The organism is Enterococcus mundtii, assembly GCF_003957375.1.
Lineage (GTDB): Bacteria > Bacillota > Bacilli > Lactobacillales > Enterococcaceae > Enterococcus_B > Enterococcus_B spodopteracolus.
In genome coordinates, this window is the sequence record NZ_CP025473.1 from 2,340,865 (window position 1) to 2,359,820 (window position 18,956).

Sequence of the window (18,956 nt, forward strand, 5' to 3'; positions counted from 1 at the left end):
TGTATGTAAATTCATTTTTCTTTCTGAAAAAAGTGACCACACTACGATAACACCATGTAGTCACTTTGTCAAAATTCAAGCATCTCTATTCTTAGTGAAACGATACAAAAAAATGGTCAATCCCTTATCAGTATAGGGATTGACCAAAATTAGAATTAAATGAGATTCTTCTTATCCGCTCGTTCACTGCCCATCTGGATAAAAAAAGTTTGTCATCCGTTGCAGCGTATACTCGTTCCCAATAAAGTGGACAGTATCCCCCGCTGAAAATTTCGCATATGGACCAGGCGAGACCAACAGTTCTTGATCGTGGGAAATGGCAATCACTGTTGCACCAGTAGCTTGCCAAATATTCAATTCGCTGATGGATTGGTTTAAGTGAGCCGCTTCCTCTGTCAAAGCAAGTTCAAAAGGCAGAAGTGGATTCATCTTATGTATTCGTTTCGTTTGACTCACCAGTTGATCCAATAGTTGTGAAAAATGGTTCAATTCTTCTTGTTGTTTTTTCACGCTTTCCATGATTTCTGCTTTTGTTTCTTGGATCGATTGCACATCTTGGTATTGTAAAAGGAAATCCTTTGCTTTTTCTTTAGATGCTACAAACGCACCACTGCCATGACGGACTTCCATGATCCCCAGATCGACCAAAACATTGATTGCTTTACGAGTCGTTTCTGGAGAAGCGTTATACGTGCTTGCTAAAGTGGATCTTGCATGAATCTTCTCGCCGATTTGATAACGATTTTCTACGATTCGTTCAGCCAAATCAACAGCAATCTGTTGATAACGTGGGCGAACCAGTTTGGTTTTTTCACTCATTTTATTCTTCCTCTTTCATCTACTTGTCAGCTAACATCTTACTATGGACGCTTTAAAGAAGCAAAAGTAAACTGGTTTTATTTTTTCTTCTATACAAGAAATCCGGTAATTATCAGTTGATTTCCCAAACTAAACAGTTCGTATCACTCACTTCGAGAATAAAGCGACAACCACGAAAATTTTTTTGATTTTCGTGGTTGTCTTTTTGTTTCTTGCGCTAAAAAACAAATTTCATTTAGCTTGTAAATTTTTTCAAATAGTCACTACTTACATCAAAATGACGGGTAGGAAATTCTGGGAAATAAAGATCACTTGCCCACTGCCAAGCTGCTGTATCTGTATGCAAAGGATTTTTATCAGAAGGATCGTACGGCCACTGTGCAACCCAACAATTTTCTTTTCCTAGACGTGTCATATCCAATTTGTTTTCGGTGAACCAAGAAGCACTCGAATAGTGGACGACGTTTTGATAGCCTCCCTGTTGGATCGCTTTTTGGAAAATCAATGCATTATCTGTCACTTTATCCACGTTCATCTTTGGATTTTCGCTATCGTTGACAACAACAGTTGATGATGGCAGGTTCAACTCTTTCATATACTCCAATAAAAACTGAGCTTCCCCTTTTGTGTCAGCTTCTTCATTGAACCACGCATAATGGTAGACACTTACTTTTAGGCCTGCCGCAACGGCTGAAGCAATCTGTTCAGGAGCAAGCGGATTTTTATACGAGTCTCCTTCAGTCAATTTTACGACTACCCCTTTAATGCCGTAGTTTTTCATCGTTTGAAATTCTTCACTCGATATCTTGTCATTATTGGAAGATATGTCAATAAAATCTTTAGCTGGTCTTCCTGGTTCTGCAGCGGAGATTCCTGAATCGTCTGTCAAACTTCGGGTGAGTGATTCTGAGAATTGGCTGCTACTACCTAACACATGTTGATTTTTTTCAGTAATCATAGGTTTGATTGGAATCGAAATTGCCTCTGCTGTTCCTCCAACGTAAACTAGTAAAGTAAAACAAATAACACCTACCCATTTGATCATTGTACGCATCTTGGATCGCTTCCTTTTATTGAATTTTCAAAGCATCAACAAGACGTCCTGTTGGCTCTATTTAAACAAAAATCTAGGAATTAAAAAACAGATAACATGACAATTAACCAATTTTTAAACATAACATCGTTATTAAAAAATTAAAAAAATATTGTTAGTTAAATTTTTACAACATTTATCTTCTTACTACTATACATAGTGAGTACTCTTTTGACTTTTGCTATTTTGATTCGAGTTTCTCTTTTAGATGCTCCTTAAACGCTTCATGATCATTTTTCTTTTTGTGAAAAAATTTCTATCTCTAAAATGTATAAATACCTTTTTCTTCTGGTTTTGATCTGCATTTATTTCTCTTCTTCTTTCCATCATTTTGCATACTTTTTTCGTTTGTGATTTTTCAATCGAACATTCATTTATTGGCCAGCAAAGGTTAAAAAAATATTTTTTATTGGAGTTTTCCACAAGCATTTCTGTACTAACACAAGCGAATTTGCATGAGATGCTTGTTTTCACTGTTTTTCAAAAACCACAAAACATAGTATTCCACAATTTCCACAACACAAGATGTAGTGTTTGTTGATTGACTTTTTTACTAATAGATTTATACTATTGATTATAGAGAAAACACATGGGCAAGGAGGCAAACAATAATGAACGTAAAAATCTTTTCTAAAAATAATTGTATGCAATGTAAAATGGTGAAACGCTTTTTAGCTGAAAATAAAATTGACTTTGAAGAAGTAAATATCGATGAGCAACCTGAAGCAATCTCATGGTTAAAAGACCAAGGATTCCAAAGTGTTCCAGTCATCACTTCTGACGCAGCAACTGTCATCGGCTTCAGACCAGATCAACTACGTCACTTAGCTAGCTAAGAATCATTCAAACAGTTGTCAAATAGATCGAGGATCAACTTGGTCCTCTGCCACCATGGATTTGATGGACTTACGGCTCTTGTCCGTAACCTCCCCAAATCCTTTTTTACAGCAATGAACACCACTATATCTTGTGGTCAAACACGTATCATCAAAATCAAAAAGAAGGTTGGGCGTATGTATGAGTCTTAAAAATCTAAAAGATGTCAGCTACTTTAAGCTGAATAATGAAATCAATCGACCAGTCAACGGGCAAATCCCTTTAAATAAAGATAAAGAAGCTTTAGCTGCTTTTTTTGAAGAAAATGTCAAACCAAATACGATGACGTTTCCAACAGTGATCGACAAAATCCAGTATTTGATCGACAACCAATATTTAGAAGCAGAGTTCATTCAATTATATAGTAGTGAATTTATTGAAAAACTTTATCAATTCCTATTCGAACAAAACTTTACATTTAAATCATTCATGGCAGCCTATAAGTTCTACTCTCAATATGCGTTAAAAACAAATGATGGTTCTGCCTACTTGGAATCTTATGAAGATCGTGTCGCATTCAATGCGTTGTATTTTGCGAATGGCGACGAAGAACTAGCCTTAGCTTTAGCTGATGAAATGATCCATCAACGTTATCAACCAGCAACCCCTTCATTTTTGAATGCTGGCCGTAAACGTCGGGGTGAACTTGTTTCTTGTTTCTTGACTCAAGTAACGGATGATATGAATTCGATCGGTCGTTCGATCAACTCTGCCTTACAACTTTCACGAATCGGTGGCGGTGTTGGGATCACTCTTTCTAACCTACGTGAAGCCGGAGCGCCGATCAAAGGCTACGAAGGTGCAGCTAGCGGTGTTGTTCCAGTAATGAAATTGTTTGAAGATAGCTTTAGTTATTCGAACCAATTAGGACAACGTCAAGGTGCGGGTGTCGTTTATTTAAACGTCTTCCACCCAGACATCATGATGTTCCTTTCAGCAAAAAAAGAAAATGCAGATGAAAAGATTCGTGTGAAGACTTTATCACTTGGTGTGATTGTCCCAGATAAATTCTATGAATTAGCACGTAAAAACCAAGAAATGTATCTATTCAGCCCATACAGTGTGGAAAAAGAATATGGTGTGCCATTTTCTTACGTAGATATCACTGCGGAATATGACAATTTAGTCGCAAATCCAAATATCCGTAAACAAAAAATCAAAGCCCGTGATTTAGAAAACGAGATTTCTAAATTACAACAAGAGTCTGGTTATCCGTATATCATCAATATTGATACGGCAAATCGTGAAAATCCTGTAGATGGTAAAATCATCATGAGTAACTTATGTTCTGAGATTTTACAAGTGCAGACACCTTCTGTCATCAATGGCAAGCAAGAATATGAAGAGTTAGGGACAGACATCTCATGTAACTTAGGTTCGACAAACATCGTCAATTTGATGGATAGCCCTGACTTTGGTCGTTCTGTCCGCACGATGACTCGTGCTTTGACTTATATCACTGATGCTTCAGATATTGATGTCGTTCCTCCAATCCAAAATGGGAACAAGTTGAATCATACGATCGGGCTTGGTGCGATGGGCCTTCACACTTACTTTGCTAAAGAACAAATGGAATATGGTTCTGAAGATTCGCTTGATTTCACGAATGTCTATTTCATGTTGTTGAATTACTGGACACTTGTTGAAAGTAACAATATCGCACGTGAAAGAAAACAAGTCTTCCATAACTTTGAAAAATCAGCTTATGCAGATGGCACGTATTTTGATAAATATGTCACTGGCGAATTCCAACCAAAATCTGAACGAGTTGCTGCTTTGTTTGATGGTATCTTTATTCCGACTGCCCAAGACTGGGAAAACTTGAAGCAAGCAATCATGAAAGATGGTTTGTATCACCAAAATCGTTTAGCTGTAGCACCTAATGGTTCTATTTCTTATATCAATGATACGAGTGCAAGTATCCATCCGATCACTCGTATGATCGAAGAACGCCAAGAAAAGAAAATTGGGAAAATCTATTATCCAGCGCCTTATTTATCAAATGAAACAATTCCATATTACACTTCTGCTTATGATATGGATATGCGTAAAGTGATCGATGTTTATGCCACAGCACAAAAACATGTGGATCAAGGAATGAGTATGACGTTGTTTATGCGTTCAGAAATCCCAGAAGGTTTGTACGAATGGAAAGAAACAACAAAACAATCCACACGTGATCTAAATATTCTAAGACACTATGCTTTCCACAAAGGAATCAAATCGATTTATTATGTCCGTACGTTTACAGACGATGCAGAAGAAATCGGCAGCAACCAATGTGAAAGCTGTGTGATCTAATTTCACTTAGTGATAGAACCGTTACTGGATTTTAATAAAGGAGCATTCTCATGTCAGAAACTTATTATGCAGCGATAAACTGGAATGAAATTGAAGATATCATTGATAAATCAACTTGGGAGAAACTAACCGAGCAATTTTGGTTAGATACACGTATCCCTTTGTCAAATGATTTAGACGATTGGCGTACACTTTCTCAATTAGAAAAAGATACAGTTGGTCACGTATTCGGTGGACTGACTTTACTTGATACCGTCCAATCAGAAAGCGGCATGGATCAATTACGTAAAGATGTCCGCACGCCCCATGAAGAAGCAGTATTGAACAATATCCAATTTATGGAGTCTGTCCATGCGAAAAGTTATTCTTCGATCTTTAGTACATTGAATACAAAAAAAGAAATCGAAGAAATCTTTGAATGGACGAATACGAATCCTTATCTTCAGAAAAAAGCAGAGCGTATTAATGAAATCTATAAAAATGGTACGCCGTTAGAGAAAAAAATCGCGAGTGTCTTTTTAGAAACCTTCTTATTTTACTCAGGATTCTACACCCCACTTTATTATTTAGGGAATAATAAATTAGCCAATGTAGCAGAGATCATCAAGTTGATCATTCGTGATGAATCTGTCCATGGCACATATATCGGGTACAAATTCCAATTAGGCTATAACGAATTACCTGAGGAAGAACAAGAAACATTAAAAGACTGGATGTATAATCTTTTATATGAATTATACGAAAATGAAGAACGCTATACGGAAGAACTGTATGACCCAATCGGTTGGACGGAAGAAGTCAAAACATTCTTGCGCTACAATGCAAATAAAGCATTGATGAATCTAGGAATGGATCCTCTATTCCCTGATACAGCAAACGATGTCAATCCAATCGTCATGAACGGGATCTCTACTGGAACAAGTAACCATGATTTCTTCTCACAAGTCGGAAATGGCTACCTATTAGGTAATGTAGAAGCGATGAAAGATGAAGATTACTTGATTGGTTTAGACTAAACAAAAAAAGAGCTTGGATGTTCAATCCTCGCTCTTTTTTTGTTTCTCTTTCTTCAACTGACAAACTTAGTTCTTCTTATTTATTATCTAAATAAAGATGTGCTGGGTAGGTCATATATTGGACAGGTGCCAATTGATCGATCGTGACATAACCTGCGGCAGAGTTGACCACCGTTGGTATACGGTTGATCAAGGTTGCACACGTATGTTTTGGTGTATCTGGTTTTGTTACTTCAAATTGCATACTTGGCGTTCCTTCGATCGACCAAGTACATAGATCGCCCTCGCCTGCTTGATACACTTTTCCAGTACAACCAACTTCAACGATTGGTCCTTGGATCGTTTCAACAGTCGCCACAGCAGACATCCCGATTGCTTCGCCTGCTCTGATCGTACGTTCCATTGTTTTCGACGAAATAGCTTTATCTAAAACAATTGGAACATTCTTTTGAGTAATACGTTTGATCGACCAATTCATTTTAGAACAGATTGCTTCTGCCGTCATCCAAGAATACGACGGTAAATCGGTCGCGTTCGCAATTTCTTTTGCAAATTTCTCTTGATCATATCCGACCCCATGGGCTTCAGCTAACGCTTTGCCATAGTGTTCGACATCATAACTAACTTCACCGCTAATTTTTTGTACATCATTCATCCCAGCAGCCATCAAGGCTGGGAACAACACCCAGTAAATATCTTGCATTCCTGTACCTGAAATTGTGACGTTGTTGGCTTTTGCGATTTTATCTAGACGGTTAGTTTCTGCAACCGAAGTCGTCCAAGGATACAAAGCTTCTTCGCTGATCGTTAAAACATTGACTCCATAAGTTAAAGGAATCTCTAAACTTGGCATGAAGTCTTTGATATAACTAGCAATCGTTACTAAAGCGACATCTGCATCACAATTTTGAAAAACTTCGTGGGGATCATTAGAGATTTTCACTCCTAAGGCTTGGTCATATCCTAGATATAACCCTAGATCCTGACCGATTGCTTCGGGTCGATTGTCAACCGCTCCAACGATTTCAATCCCTTTTTCCATGGCATATTTGATAATCTCTTTCGACATTTTTCCACAGCCAACTTGTACCATACGAATCTTTTTATTCATTTCATTTCCCTCACATTTCTTTAAAATCTTTAAATTAATTCACGAACATCAGCAACTGTTCGCTCAAACACTTCTCCTACTTCAAGGCAGGTCAATTTTCCGTCAAGTGTGCTGATACCCGGTATCAGTTCTGGATAGGTTTGGATCACGTCAGTCAATGATTGAGAGGCTAATCCTTTGATATATCTCATCGTGACATTCGTCAAAGCAAGCGTAGACGTTTGGGGCACTATTCCTGGCATATTTGCTACAGAGTAATGGATTACGCCATGTTTAACGAAAGTCGGTTCTTCATGGGTGGTTGGCTGGCTCGTTTCAAAACAGCCGCCTTGGTCAATCGCAATATCCACCAAGATCGTTCCTTCTTTCATCTGCTTCACCAATTCTTCTGTGATAAGATGAGGTGCTTTTTTACCTGGTAATAAGACTGAACCAATCACAATATCACTAGTCAATGCCATTTTCTCAATATTCGCTGGGCTTGAATAGAGCGTTTTTACTTGCCCATTAAACATCTCTGACAATTCACGTAAGCGGTCGACATTGATATCTAAGATCGTCACATCTGCTCCTAATCCATGCAAGTAATGCGCCGCACTCACTCCGGCGATCCCACCACCTAAAATAGTTGCCTGAACCGGTAAAACACCTGTTACACCTGAAATCAATTTTCCACTTTGCTTCGCTAAAATCTCTGCACCCAATAGACCGCCTAAACGGCCAGCGACTTCACTCATTGGTGCGAGTAATGGGAATGCTCCGCTTTTCGTAACCATTTCATAGGCAATCGCTGTTGTTCCAGACTTGATCAATGCTTCGGTCAATTCAAGATTTGCGGCTAGATGCAAGTACGTAAATAAAATCAAATCTTTTCTAAAGTATTGATATTCTGATGGTAGTGGTTCTTTGACCTTGACGACGAGTTCTGCCGACCAGATTGTTTGTGGATTCGCTTTGATTTGAGCGCCCGCTTCACGATATTGTTCATCTGTAAAGCCTGATCCTTCCCCTGCACGTTCTTCCACATAAACGATATGACCTGCTGTTACTAACTCTTTGACTCCTGCAGGTGTTAAGCCTACACGTTTCTCTGAATTTTTTATTTCTTTTGGTACGCCAATGATTGTCATATTGATCCTCCTTTAAATTATTGCTGCTTTTGCCATTCCTCAAATCCCATGTGAATGGCATCAAATAGTTGATCTGCATTTTCTTTTGAGAATGTCAATGATGGTGAAATGATAATCGTTTGTAATTCATCACGTAGCAAGACGCCTGCATTGATAGCATAATCAGCAACGGCTTGTACATTCTTTGATGTTTGTTCCACATCATATTTCCCGGTATTCTCAAAATCGATAGCGATCATCAAACCTTTTCCACGAACATCACTAATACAGTCATATTTTCCTTCAAGACCTTTTAGGCGTTCCAATAAATATGCACCGACTTCACGGGCATTCTCAACTAGATTTTCTTCTTCCACAATCCGTAAAGCTTCTAATGCTGCCACACAGCCGAGCGGGTGTCCACCGTAAGTATGCCCATGGATAATGACATTAGCTCCATTGGTCGCTGATTCGATGCCTTCAACGATGCGTTTATTAAAAACAGTAGCCCCTAGTGGAACATATCCTGAAGATAATCCTTTGGCTAGAACCATGGCATCTGGTTTGATGCCCCAGCCACGACTACCAAAAAGATGCCCTGAACGGCCAAATCCTGTCACCACTTCATCCGCAATCAATAAAATATCATGATTGTCACAGACTTCACGTAAAGCTGGCCAGTAAGAAGTTGGTGGAACAATGATACCACCAGCACCTTGGATCGGTTCAGCAATAAATGCAGCAATATTATCTGCACCCACTTGCTCAATTGTTTCAACTAATTCAGCGATACAGAGTTTTGTCAATTCTTCTGGATCTTGGCAATTCCATTTATTTTTCTTCAAATGTGGGGAAGAAACACGCACACAATCTTGTAGACCAGGCCCGATAAATTCCCGATAGATCGGGTTACCACCTATCGACGTTCCACCATAATGCATCCCATGATAGGCTTTTTCCAATGAAAGAAATACTTTCTTTGTCGGTTTACCTACTGCTTGCCAGTATTGTCTTGTAATTTTTAAAGCAGTATCTACTGAATCACTTCCTCCAGAAGTAAAGAATACTTTCGCCATCTCTTCTTCTTGCATCATTTGAATGATTTTTTCTGCCAAGTCATATGCCTTGGGATGGGCAATATTCGTAAACAATTGATAGTAAGATAATTTTTCCATTTGATCAGAAATTGCTCGATTCATTTCAGGGCGATTATGACCAACGTTCATACACCATAATCCACCGACACCATCGAGTAATTTTCTTCCCGTGTCATCATAGATAAAATTCCCATCACCACGTTCGATAACGATTGTTTCTTCTTCACTTGCTCGAGTATCCGTCATTGGATGCCAAAAATACTTTTTCTTGCGATTGTTCATATTATTCTCTCCTTTATATGTTTTCCTGTTTACATGTTAAGACTAAAGGGTAGAACAACTCTAAGGTCAATCTTTTTCTTATCATTTCGATAAAACCGCTTACATCAGAAAAGTAAAAAATCACTTATATAGAAGAAAAAATACTTTTGTGATTTTATTTATAAAGCATATTGACCTTAGAACGATTCTAACCTCTAAGATGTAATTGAGGAGGATTGGTAAACATGCACAACTGATTCAAATAAACAAATTAAAACATTCACAAGGATTGAGGAGGAAAATTTAAATGTCACTATCAGAAACATTAAGCAATGTCATCAACATAGAAATTATCAGTGCGATCACTTCCACACTGTTTATTATATTATTAGGTTACTTTTTAAGAAAGCATGAGGTTTTCTCATCAGATGTCGGAAAGACTTTGTCTAAGGTCGTCTTAACTGTCGCAATTCCTGCATTAGCTTTTAATTCGTTTATGCAGGACTTGAATGATGAAGTATTGAATCAAGGAATCAACATTTTGATTCTCGGAATCTTGGTCCACGTTTTCTTGATTTTTCTAAGTAAATTCTTCTATTTTAGATATGCACCAAATAAAGAAGACACATTGCGTGTACTCTCTATTTTCGGGTCAACAACATTTTTCGGTATTCCTGTTGTCGGTGCAGTCTTTGGCGCAGAAGGGATTTTGTACGCATCGATTTTTAACATTGGTTATCGTATCTTTTTATACTCTTATGCTTATTTAAAAATGAGTGGATTGAAAATGGCACGCGAGAATATTAGAGAAATGATCTTGAACCCAATCGTATTGGCAACTTTTATCGGATTATTTATTTGGCTCTTCCAAGATAGCTTACCTCAAATTGCTCAGTCTAGTTCTGAATCTGTTGCTTTTTTAAGAATCGATCAGACGTTGCCATGGCTATTTAAACCTTTGACGTTCCTCTCTAGTTTAGCCTCCCCACTCGCTTGGTTGGCAATCGGGATCACATTAGGCGATCTTCCATTCGGAAAAACCCTCAGCAGTCATACCGCTTGGTACTATTCATTCATTAAAGTCATTGTCTTCCCACTTGTGATTTTACTTTCAATTTTACTGTTGAACGCAATGAATATTTTACCAGTGAATTCAGTTGGTCTAAGTACAATGATCATTATGATGGCTACTCCAGCTGCAACAGTTGCGGTTGCTTATGCCATAAACTTTGAAAAAGAAGCAGTACTTGCCTCTAACGCCTCTTTACTTTCTACACTCTTCTCGATCGTCTTAATCCCTATCTGGATCATCGTCTTAAACTTGATTGGAAATTAAAGCACATTATATAATTAACGAAAGGAAACTATACTATGAAAAATTTAAATGTTGTATGTTATGGTGTTCGTCCTGCTGAAAGAGAGCTCTTTCAGCAGTTGAATGTCCACGGATTCAACTTGAAACTAGTAGAAGATTTATTAAATGAGACAAATTACACAGAAGCAAAAGGAATGGATGCCGTCATCGTTCGAGGAAATTGTTTAGCAAATCGTATGAATATCGAACGCTTTGCCCAATTCGGGATCAAGTTCCTACTCACGCGTACAGTTGGGACAAATCATATTGATATAATGGCAGCTCACGATCATGAAATGCAAGTCGCGTATGTACCATTTTATTCACCAAATGCAATCGCTGAATTATCTGTTACTTTAGCAATGATGCTTTTACGTAGAACAACTCATACAACGAATAAAACAGCTTCTTATAATTTTACGATTGATCGCTTTATGTTCAGTAAAGAAGTCCGAAACTGTACAGTTGGAATCATTGGCGTGGGGAACATCGGACTAACAGAAGCAAAACTTTTCAAAGGATTAGGTGCAACGGTGATTGGTAATGATCTATATCCAAGCGAAGAAGCAAAAGCATTCATCGAATTTAAGTCGCTTGATGACTTACTGGCAGAAAGTGATATCGTCAGTATCCATATTCCTTACATCCCCGGTAAAAATGAACGTTTCATTAATAAAGTTTTTATCGGAAAAATGAAGGATGACGCGATTTTGATCAACACTGCTCGAGGGGAATTACAGGATAATCAAGCAATCCTTGATGCGTTGACGAGCAAAAAACTAGCTGGATTTGGTACAGATGTCTTACCTAATGAAGCGCTGATTTTCAACAAAAATTTTGATGAAGATCCATTATTGATCGATGCAACAGCTAAGGCGCTGATCGATATGTATCCGCGAGTAATCATTACACCGCATATCGGTTCGAATACCGACCAAGCAGTATCAAATATGATCGAAACAAGTTTTGACAATCTCTATAAAATGTTCAATCAATTGGACTGTGCCAACATACTTTCCACTCAGGCTGGATAATCGCCTCAAAGAATCAGCGATCCGATATTGCACCGAAGTGTTTAGCCTCATGAAATAAGGTGATAGCTACAAAAATTACTCTTCCAATTTTTGTAGCTGTTGCCTTATTTTCGAAGAGGTTTCGTTGATTCTTGCTGTTGATTTGTTTTTATGGTCACAGACAAAAGTGAATCTTACGTTTGTTTTAACTACTTTCCTTTCGATCATCACAAAAAATAGTAAGACAGAATCCCCAGAAAATCTAAGAATACTTTCTGGGGGTCCTGCCTTATTTTCAAAGCTGAAAATTTCTATCAAACCTCAATTATTTACTCGTGTATTTTCCCCTTTGCTGTTAATGCAATAGAGTCATACATATGAGTAGTTGGCTCGTTGATCAAAGTTGCTAAGTATTTTCCTACAGTTTGTCGGCTGATTTCACCAATGTAACTTTTTCCGTTTCTATTCTCGATACGAATATCCTCAATGATCTCTTTATCGGTTAACCAATTAGGGCGGATAATGGTAAAGTCTAGATGACTGTTCTCAATCAAATCTGCTGCAATACGCTGATCCCCTAAATAAGTATCAGGATCGCGATAGTCGCCCAACTCTGCAATTGCTTCTTCGTCATTAAAGTCAACTTCACCGTAGATCCCAAGTGTTGCCATCCAATATACGCGTTTGATCTTATTCTGGTTCATCGCCTCGATCATATGTTTAGCTAAAGGCACCATATTGTAAGGACCTAAGCAAGAATAGACGATATCAATGCCTTTCATTGCATGAACCAAATCATCTAGATTCATCGCATCACCAATGATACTTCGTTCCTTATCAAAGACTTTATCCGGATTTCTCAAAAATAAAGTTACATTCACAGTAGGATCATTTTTTAAAAATTCATAGCTATATCTAGCAATTGGTGCTGATGCACCAAGAATCAATACGTTCTTTTTCAATCTATTTCCACCTCTAGTTTTGATTTTTTATTTGTACAACGCTCCTCCTTTGAGTAAGATGATTAAAGTATAAGGCTTAGAACGACTCTAACCGCAAGTATTTATTCGCATCTTTTATTACAATTAATATGATTCTCAAAAAAGCATTTATTCCAGAAAGGATTTTAGTTATATGAAAAATACACAAAAAATAAAAAAATTATTAACCGCCTCCATCATTGCAGGAACCGTTTATGGTCTTTTAGCGCTACTTACGGGATTGATGATCAATTACAACGTCCTCTTGCTTGATGGTGTCTATACGATGGTCGGTGCGCTGATGTCTCTGATCGCATTATATATTGCTAAGTTTATCCAGACACAAGATTTTGAACGTTTTCCATTTGGAAAGGAATCACTGATGCCCTTGGTTGTTTTTATCCAATACAGTGTCATCCTATTGATTTCTTCCTATGGCCTGATTGAGTCTTTTTTCAGTTTGCTTTTTGCAGATACCTACGTTGATTTAGCGATTGGCTTGCCCTTTTCTTTATTTGGGACACTCTTTTGTTTTGTTTTTTATCTTTATTTGAAAAAAAATCCAATCAATCATTCCTTTTATAAGGTGGAGTTGGAACAATGGCGTTTCGGGTTTCTGTTTAGTTTAGGGGTAGTGGTTTCCATCATTGCCTCTGGGTTGCTCGCAAAAACATCTTACATTGCAATCGCCCAACTGATCGACCCTGTGATTTCCATTGGAATCACTATTTTCTATATTTATCTATCGGTGACTGAAATCAAAAATGCCACATTAGAACTTACTTATGCACCCCCAAAATATGAATTACGCGAAAAAATATTGTTTGTAGTTGATAAGCTCTTGCAAAATATCGCCATCGAAACCTATGTCTTACGAATCGCAAAAGTCGGGGATCAAGTCATTCTTGAACTAGATATCGTGATTTTACCCGACAGTGAATTAGATAGTATCCGCGCGCAAGATCATCTAAGAGATAAACTCAACCACAAAGTAACTGAAGGTTTCTCTGACTATTCTTTATGGCTGAATATCAACTTTATCGGCGATCTCAAATGGGCATAAGAGAGCATATTTATAAAAAAACAGAAACTTCTCCAATAAGAAAACGTTTGGGAAGTTTCTGTTTTTTTCAATTGATCTGTGTTTGATTATGACCTAGAAAGGTAGAGCTATTTGACAACGATCTCTTTGCTTTCGAATTGACCGAAATCAATGGTAAACGTATTGGTTTGACTATCATAGACAATCCCCTCACTCATAGACACCACGTCAGTAAAATCACTTGATAAACGAAGCGTTACTGGTTCAGTTTGTTGTGTCGGATTAGCAAGTGTATAAACCGTTTGTTCTGACTTCATTTGTTTCAATAAAGAAACTGGTTTATTCGTTTTGATCCCAGCAATTTCTCCACCTTGTCCTTGCCAAAAATTGATACCTAAATAACCGGATGTTTTTACTTCTACTGCTTGGATTTCTTTAGTATTTTGTATAATGTCGACTGGCTGTTCTGCCACATACGTTTCTAATTCCGATTGAGTCGTTCCTGGCAACATCACATAAGCATAATCCGCATCTTTAGGTTGTTGGCCATGATTGATCGAGAAGGTTCGATAGTCACCAGTATATTGCGTATCACTAGGGAATGCTTCGTTAATTTCTTGATAAGACCCTGTACGTGTCTCGCTGATTACATCCACTGTTTCTTTCTGTGGGAAATAATAACCGATCGACGCATGTTGATGATCCGATTCAAGCAATAACCACGATGTCTCCTTCGTTTGTTGTGACTGATCAATCATTCCTTCATCCGAAAGTACTTGATACTTATACGAATCATTTAATAAACGATTATCGACGATTGTTTCGATTGAGGCAGTTGTATCTCCTGTAATACCGGCACCTAAGGCAATGATTTGCCCATCCAATGTAAACCATGACTTCTTCCCTTGTACATTCATCGGCAAGGTCGTGCCATTGTTCTTTGTTCCTGCTTTGTTAAGAGCCATCCCTACTACACCTTGATCTCCAGCAGCGGTCCCGCCTACCCATGTTTCATTTGAAGTCACTGTAGTAAATGCTGAAATTTCATCTGCTAAAGGTACTGTATCGATGGTCGTGCCAGGTAAACGATAAGGATCGACGGTTGGCCAATAACTCGGACCGAATTGGACTTGGTCATCATTGTAAAGATAAACCATTCCATCTGAGGTATGCCAGCCTCGTTGATTTTCCAGATTTCCTGCTTCAAATGAAGAGATTCGCTTCGAATACATGCTTAATCCTAAATGGTAATTCTCTGTTCGTTGGACAAACCGATCCATTGCATGATACATCTTCGTTCCGATGAACGGTAGCTGATTGCCTACGATTGTTGCATCTTCCAATAAGTTGGTTGTCATCATCAGATCATTGAAATCTCTCGGATTTGTCAAATAATAGTCAGGATTAGACAGCATCCAATATTTCACTGCTTCTTTTAATGCTTTTTGCTGTGTTTCAGGTGCAAATTTTGCCACGATCAATAAATTGTACATGGTTGTCGAGCCGTAACCATTTTTTGTTGCAGCTGGTGCTCGAGAAATGGAGCGACCATTGACTAAAGGCAACATTTCACCTTGATATACTAATGGGATAAATGCCGATTGGACATTATCAACAAACGATTTGATCTGCTCTGCTGTCAAAGTATAGCGGGATTCTTTGACAATCGATAAAATTTGTCCTACACCTTTGACTAGTACATTGCCATAAGAACCTGTATATGGAATCGTTTCATGCTGGATAAATGAACCATCTTGATAAAATCCATCGCCATGTGTCACTAGTTTGAAGACATCAGTAATACTTTCAACTGCTTGTGTGACTTTTGCTGGGTCATTTTGTAAGAGACCTAGTCCTAAGACAGTTTGCGCTAAATCTGTGCGATTCGCACCAGTCGTTGAAAAATTTGGTATAAAATCAAGCGCGACAAAAGTTCCTTGTGGTTTTGTGTAGAGTTGTTTAAATGGATCGGGTACATATTTACTCAACACACTCGTATACTCTTGAAGTTTCTCCTCTGGCACGTTTTCATCCAGTACCATCAAAATCGCCACAAATTTTTGAGCTACTCCGATTTGCCAATCCCACCAATTACCATGATACTTTGTGCCATCATAGCCTTTTTTTGTGATCATAAAATCTAATCCACTTTGAATCGCTTGACTGACGACTTCATCTTGATAAAAAATTGTCCCATTCGTTCCGTATGCTAACGCTAGTTTTTGCAACTTTGTAAATTGCGTGGTTAAATCTGCCGAAGCGGTATTTCCAGATTCTAATGGCCATAGATACGTGCGGTCAGGATCTTGATTCATTGTCTTGTAAAGTTTTTCTGCTTCGTTAGAAAGAGCGCTTACATAATTAGCAATCGCTGGATTGGCTAAATCGGTCGTTGTTGACACAAGTTGATCTTTCCAGCTTGCTTTCATTGTTTGAAATTCTTCTGTCGGTTCTTCTACTTGCAGACTATTGACCGCTCCACTACGCATGGAATAAATAGTTAATTTACTTTCATTCCCAAATAACCGAATCCCTGAATAACCTGACCAGTCCCCATTGATCGTTGTCCCATCAGTATAAAAAACTTCTTGATTTTCATACAACAAATGGTCGTTCAAATATGCTTGGAACGATGTTCCTTCATATCTTAGTAACAATTTATAGGTTTGTCCTGGAATCAGTGTAGGGCCTTTGATGGCTGTCAACCACTTTCCCCCAGGCTGCCCCAATTGCCATTCACCATCGCGCATATAGGCAAACGATTGCCAGTTCGATATCGTCTGATCGTTCCCTCGAAAAACTAGTCCAAAATTGGTCTGTCCCTCATATAGAAACGTGTATTCTAGATCACCTGAACTGCGGACACCTGCATCTAATAATAACGACACAGACTCAAATTGTTGATTGACTTTCTGATTTGCGATCTGTAACCCATTCTCGTTGGTATATTTATCTGCTTTTCCAACAATGTCTTGCCAAGTACCTAAATGCTGCGAAAAATCTGACTCATAGTTTTCTGATATCATATTTTTTTGTATGTCTGTCTGTGTTCCTTCTGCACCGACTTGTTGACTGTACCCTAACCCAATACCAACGAATAAACTACACCCTAATGTCACCACTAATTTTGTTGACCAACGCTTCATTTTGTTCTCCTTTATGATTATAGATATTTTTTGAACTAAAAAAATCTGCAAGAAAGGCGCATTCTTATTTCGAACGATTCTTTCTTGCAGATCAGATCACGACCTTACGATCACTTCATTCATTTTTTATGAATCAGTTAAGCTAAAATCCCAGCAGCACTTAATGCAATTGAAAGAATCAAAATAATCCAGATCACGCGAGTTGAATTCAATTTCTTCTGCCCTAACATCCAGTATGTCAATAAGACTAATAAAACCGGTACTAATGAAGGTAAGATCGCATCTAATGTGTCTTGAACAACTAACTCCACCCCATTTTGTTTATAAATGAAAGGAACCGTTGCTTTGATAACAGAAGGAATCAAGGCACCAATAACTGTGATCCCTAAAACAGTTGCTGCGTTGGTGAATGCAGTTAGTTTATTTTTCAGAGTCGTAACTAATTTAACTCCTTGCTTGTAGCCAAGTGGTAATAATGCTGCTCGTCCAAAAAGTAAAGCGATATTGGCAATGATCCAGATCACACAGCCCACGACTGATCCGCTTTGTGCCAATGTACCCGCAATTGAACCAAAAATCGTTCCCCAGATGACATGGAATAATGAATCACCTACCCCTGCTAATGAACCCATCAACGCTGTTTTCAACGCGACGATCGTATCTTTTGCTTTGTAACCATCTTCTTCTTCAATTGCCACATCGATCCCCATGATCAAGTTCCCAAAAATCGCATTCGTGTTGAAAAATTGATTATGGGTATTCATCATATCTTGTAATTGTGATTTGTCTTCCCCATAGAATTTTTTCAGTACAGGTAAAATACCATAGAGATAACCGGTACTCATCATACGCTCGTAGTTCCAATTCAATTGGCTACCCAGGATATAGCGCCAACTGATGACATTCAATTCTTTTTTCGTTAACTTTTGATTACTCATCGCCATCAAAACCTCCTTCAAGTGTTCCAGTGGTTGTCACTATTTGAGCAGTTGCTTCTTTTTCGTTATCTCGTTTGAATACTAACAATGCAGCAATAACACCAACGATTGAAATACCAAGCATTGGTACTTGTAGATATGCTGATAAGAAAAACCCTAAAAGTAAGTAAGGAATATACTGTTTTGCTGGTAAATAATGTAAAAGGATAGCCACACCGACAACTGGTAGTACACCACCTGCTGTACGCAATCCATTCATCAACCATTCAGGTGTATTTTCTGTGATTGTTGAAACTGCCGCATCACCGACTAGTAACATCAATAAGATCGGGATTGCTCGAGAAAGCCCCCATAGGAATGAACCAGATAATACTAACCGTGGGATACTGTTGATACGCATATCTTCAATCGCACGATCGACACGGTGAAGCAAAAAGACATTACAGAAGCGAGCAACGACATCAAGCTGTAGCATCAGTAATGATACTGGTACAGCTAGACCGATCCCATATTCCGCCCCTTTACCAGAAATGACAGCAAACGCCGTTCCTAATACAGCACCAGTAAAGAAGTCGGGTACAGATGCACCTCCAAAAGCTGCGATCCCTAAACGCATCAATTGCAGGGTTCCTCCTACCATCAAGCCAGTTTCTAAATCTCCCATGATCATCCCGGAGATCATTCCCGCAATGGCTGGTTGTGTCAACGTATTTGAAATAAGTGAATCATTGATTGCGATAAAAGCATAAACTGTAATAAGAATAATTTGATACATGGCTAGATGTTGCATGATTATTTCC

15 protein-coding genes are annotated in these 18,956 nt (G+C 38.3%); 6 read left to right on the plus strand and 9 right to left on the minus strand.

Features of this window, described 5'->3' with window-relative positions:
* Window positions 1–183: 183 nt before the first annotated feature.
* Both CYK55_RS11385 and CYK55_RS11390 read right to left on the minus strand, forming a co-directional pair.
* A complete protein-coding gene (locus CYK55_RS11385; protein ID WP_010734320.1) occupies window positions 184–819 on the minus strand; it encodes a GntR family transcriptional regulator in 636 nt (211 codons plus the stop codon).
* A gap of 235 nt (window positions 820–1,054) precedes the next feature.
* The gene (locus CYK55_RS11390) at window positions 1,055–1,873 is read right to left on the minus strand and encodes a GH25 family lysozyme (protein WP_126134347.1); all 819 of its coding nucleotides are present in this window, start codon (window positions 1,871–1,873) and stop codon (window positions 1,055–1,057) included.
* A 650-nt stretch (window positions 1,874–2,523) separates the two neighbouring features.
* Between CYK55_RS11390 and nrdH the strand changes: the two genes are divergently transcribed.
* From nrdH to nrdF, 3 genes are all read left to right on the plus strand, one after another.
* Entirely contained in the window at window positions 2,524–2,748 is a 225-nt protein-coding gene (gene nrdH, locus CYK55_RS11400) for a glutaredoxin-like protein NrdH (RefSeq protein ID WP_010734318.1), read from the plus strand.
* Between the two features lie 181 nt (window positions 2,749–2,929).
* Window positions 2,930–5,089 carry a class 1b ribonucleoside-diphosphate reductase subunit alpha gene (gene nrdE, locus CYK55_RS11405; protein WP_034687039.1) on the plus strand — a complete coding sequence of 720 codons (2,160 nt, stop codon included), beginning with the start codon at window positions 2,930–2,932 and terminating at the stop codon, window positions 5,087–5,089.
* Window positions 5,090–5,139: 50 nt separating this feature from the next.
* Complete coding sequence (gene nrdF, locus CYK55_RS11410) at window positions 5,140–6,105, plus strand: class 1b ribonucleoside-diphosphate reductase subunit beta (RefSeq protein WP_010734316.1); 966 nt, start codon at window positions 5,140–5,142, stop codon at window positions 6,103–6,105.
* Window positions 6,106–6,181: 76 nt separating this feature from the next.
* Here nrdF and CYK55_RS11415 read toward each other — a convergent pair whose 3' ends face one another.
* From CYK55_RS11415 to CYK55_RS11425, 3 genes are read right to left on the minus strand one after another with little or no spacing between them, the layout of a single operon-like run.
* Complete coding sequence (locus CYK55_RS11415; protein ID WP_126134348.1) at window positions 6,182–7,216, minus strand: dihydrodipicolinate reductase; 1,035 nt, start codon at window positions 7,214–7,216, stop codon at window positions 6,182–6,184.
* 29 nt (window positions 7,217–7,245) lie between these two features.
* Entirely contained in the window at window positions 7,246–8,346 is a 1,101-nt protein-coding gene (gene ald, locus CYK55_RS11420; RefSeq protein ID WP_034687044.1) for an alanine dehydrogenase, read from the minus strand.
* A gap of 17 nt (window positions 8,347–8,363) precedes the next feature.
* Entirely contained in the window at window positions 8,364–9,704 is a 1,341-nt protein-coding gene (locus tag CYK55_RS11425; RefSeq protein WP_034687046.1) for an aminotransferase class III-fold pyridoxal phosphate-dependent enzyme, read from the minus strand.
* A gap of 286 nt (window positions 9,705–9,990) precedes the next feature.
* Between CYK55_RS11425 and CYK55_RS11430 the strand changes: the two genes are divergently transcribed.
* Together CYK55_RS11430 and CYK55_RS11435 are read left to right on the plus strand one after the other, a co-directional pair.
* A complete protein-coding gene (locus CYK55_RS11430) occupies window positions 9,991–11,019 on the plus strand; it encodes an AEC family transporter (RefSeq protein WP_034687049.1) in 1,029 nt (342 codons plus the stop codon).
* A gap of 35 nt (window positions 11,020–11,054) precedes the next feature.
* On the plus strand, window positions 11,055–12,071 hold the full coding sequence (locus tag CYK55_RS11435) for an NAD(P)-dependent oxidoreductase (RefSeq protein WP_034687051.1): 1,017 nt from the start codon (window positions 11,055–11,057) through the stop codon (window positions 12,069–12,071).
* Window positions 12,072–12,379: 308 nt separating this feature from the next.
* Here CYK55_RS11435 and CYK55_RS11440 read toward each other — a convergent pair whose 3' ends face one another.
* Window positions 12,380–13,012 carry an NAD(P)H-binding protein gene (locus tag CYK55_RS11440; protein WP_126134349.1) on the minus strand — a complete coding sequence of 211 codons (633 nt, stop codon included), beginning with the start codon at window positions 13,010–13,012 and terminating at the stop codon, window positions 12,380–12,382.
* A gap of 172 nt (window positions 13,013–13,184) precedes the next feature.
* On the opposite strand from CYK55_RS11440, the gene CYK55_RS11445 reads away from it, so the two are divergent.
* Window positions 13,185–14,093 carry a cation transporter gene (locus CYK55_RS11445; RefSeq protein ID WP_034687057.1) on the plus strand — a complete coding sequence of 303 codons (909 nt, stop codon included), beginning with the start codon at window positions 13,185–13,187 and terminating at the stop codon, window positions 14,091–14,093.
* 107 nt (window positions 14,094–14,200) lie between these two features.
* On the opposite strand, the gene CYK55_RS11450 is transcribed toward CYK55_RS11445, so the two are convergent.
* The 3 genes from CYK55_RS11450 to CYK55_RS11460 form a co-directional block, all read right to left on the minus strand.
* Window positions 14,201–17,218 carry a polysaccharide lyase 8 family protein gene (locus CYK55_RS11450; RefSeq protein WP_034687060.1) on the minus strand — a complete coding sequence of 1,006 codons (3,018 nt, stop codon included), beginning with the start codon at window positions 17,216–17,218 and terminating at the stop codon, window positions 14,201–14,203.
* Between the two features lie 137 nt (window positions 17,219–17,355).
* Complete coding sequence (locus tag CYK55_RS11455) at window positions 17,356–18,156, minus strand: PTS system mannose/fructose/sorbose family transporter subunit IID (RefSeq protein ID WP_200868941.1); 801 nt, start codon at window positions 18,154–18,156, stop codon at window positions 17,356–17,358.
* A complete protein-coding gene (locus tag CYK55_RS11460) occupies window positions 18,149–18,946 on the minus strand; it encodes a PTS mannose/fructose/sorbose/N-acetylgalactosamine transporter subunit IIC (RefSeq protein WP_034687063.1) in 798 nt (265 codons plus the stop codon). Before CYK55_RS11460 ends, CYK55_RS11455 begins: the two co-directional genes overlap by 8 nt.
* Window positions 18,947–18,956 lie beyond the last annotated feature (10 nt).

What these genes read in the sequence shown, in the direction of transcription:
- CYK55_RS11430 (WP_034687049.1), top strand. Translation starts at nt 9,991, where the DNA reads ATGTCACTATCAGAAACATTAAGCAATGTCATCAACATAGAAATTATC.
- CYK55_RS11435 (WP_034687051.1), top strand. Translation starts at nt 11,055, where the DNA reads ATGAAAAATTTAAATGTTGTATGTTATGGTGTTCGTCCTGCTGAAAGA.
- CYK55_RS11460 (WP_034687063.1), bottom strand. Translation starts at nt 18,946, where the DNA reads ATGCAACATCTAGCCATGTATCAAATTATTCTTATTACAGTTTATGCT.
- CYK55_RS11390 (WP_126134347.1), bottom strand. Translation starts at nt 1,873, where the DNA reads ATGCGTACAATGATCAAATGGGTAGGTGTTATTTGTTTTACTTTACTA.
- ald (WP_034687044.1), bottom strand. Translation starts at nt 8,346, where the DNA reads ATGACAATCATTGGCGTACCAAAAGAAATAAAAAATTCAGAGAAACGT.
- CYK55_RS11385 (WP_010734320.1), bottom strand. Translation starts at nt 819, where the DNA reads ATGAGTGAAAAAACCAAACTGGTTCGCCCACGTTATCAACAGATTGCT.
- nrdF (WP_010734316.1), top strand. Translation starts at nt 5,140, where the DNA reads ATGTCAGAAACTTATTATGCAGCGATAAACTGGAATGAAATTGAAGAT.
- CYK55_RS11445 (WP_034687057.1), top strand. Translation starts at nt 13,185, where the DNA reads ATGAAAAATACACAAAAAATAAAAAAATTATTAACCGCCTCCATCATT.
- CYK55_RS11415 (WP_126134348.1), bottom strand. Translation starts at nt 7,216, where the DNA reads ATGAATAAAAAGATTCGTATGGTACAAGTTGGCTGTGGAAAAATGTCG.
- nrdH (WP_010734318.1), top strand. Translation starts at nt 2,524, where the DNA reads ATGAACGTAAAAATCTTTTCTAAAAATAATTGTATGCAATGTAAAATG.
- CYK55_RS11425 (WP_034687046.1), bottom strand. Translation starts at nt 9,704, where the DNA reads ATGAACAATCGCAAGAAAAAGTATTTTTGGCATCCAATGACGGATACT.
- CYK55_RS11450 (WP_034687060.1), bottom strand. Translation starts at nt 17,218, where the DNA reads ATGAAGCGTTGGTCAACAAAATTAGTGGTGACATTAGGGTGTAGTTTA.
- nrdE (WP_034687039.1), top strand. Translation starts at nt 2,930, where the DNA reads ATGAGTCTTAAAAATCTAAAAGATGTCAGCTACTTTAAGCTGAATAAT.
- CYK55_RS11455 (WP_200868941.1), bottom strand. Translation starts at nt 18,156, where the DNA reads ATGAGTAATCAAAAGTTAACGAAAAAAGAATTGAATGTCATCAGTTGG.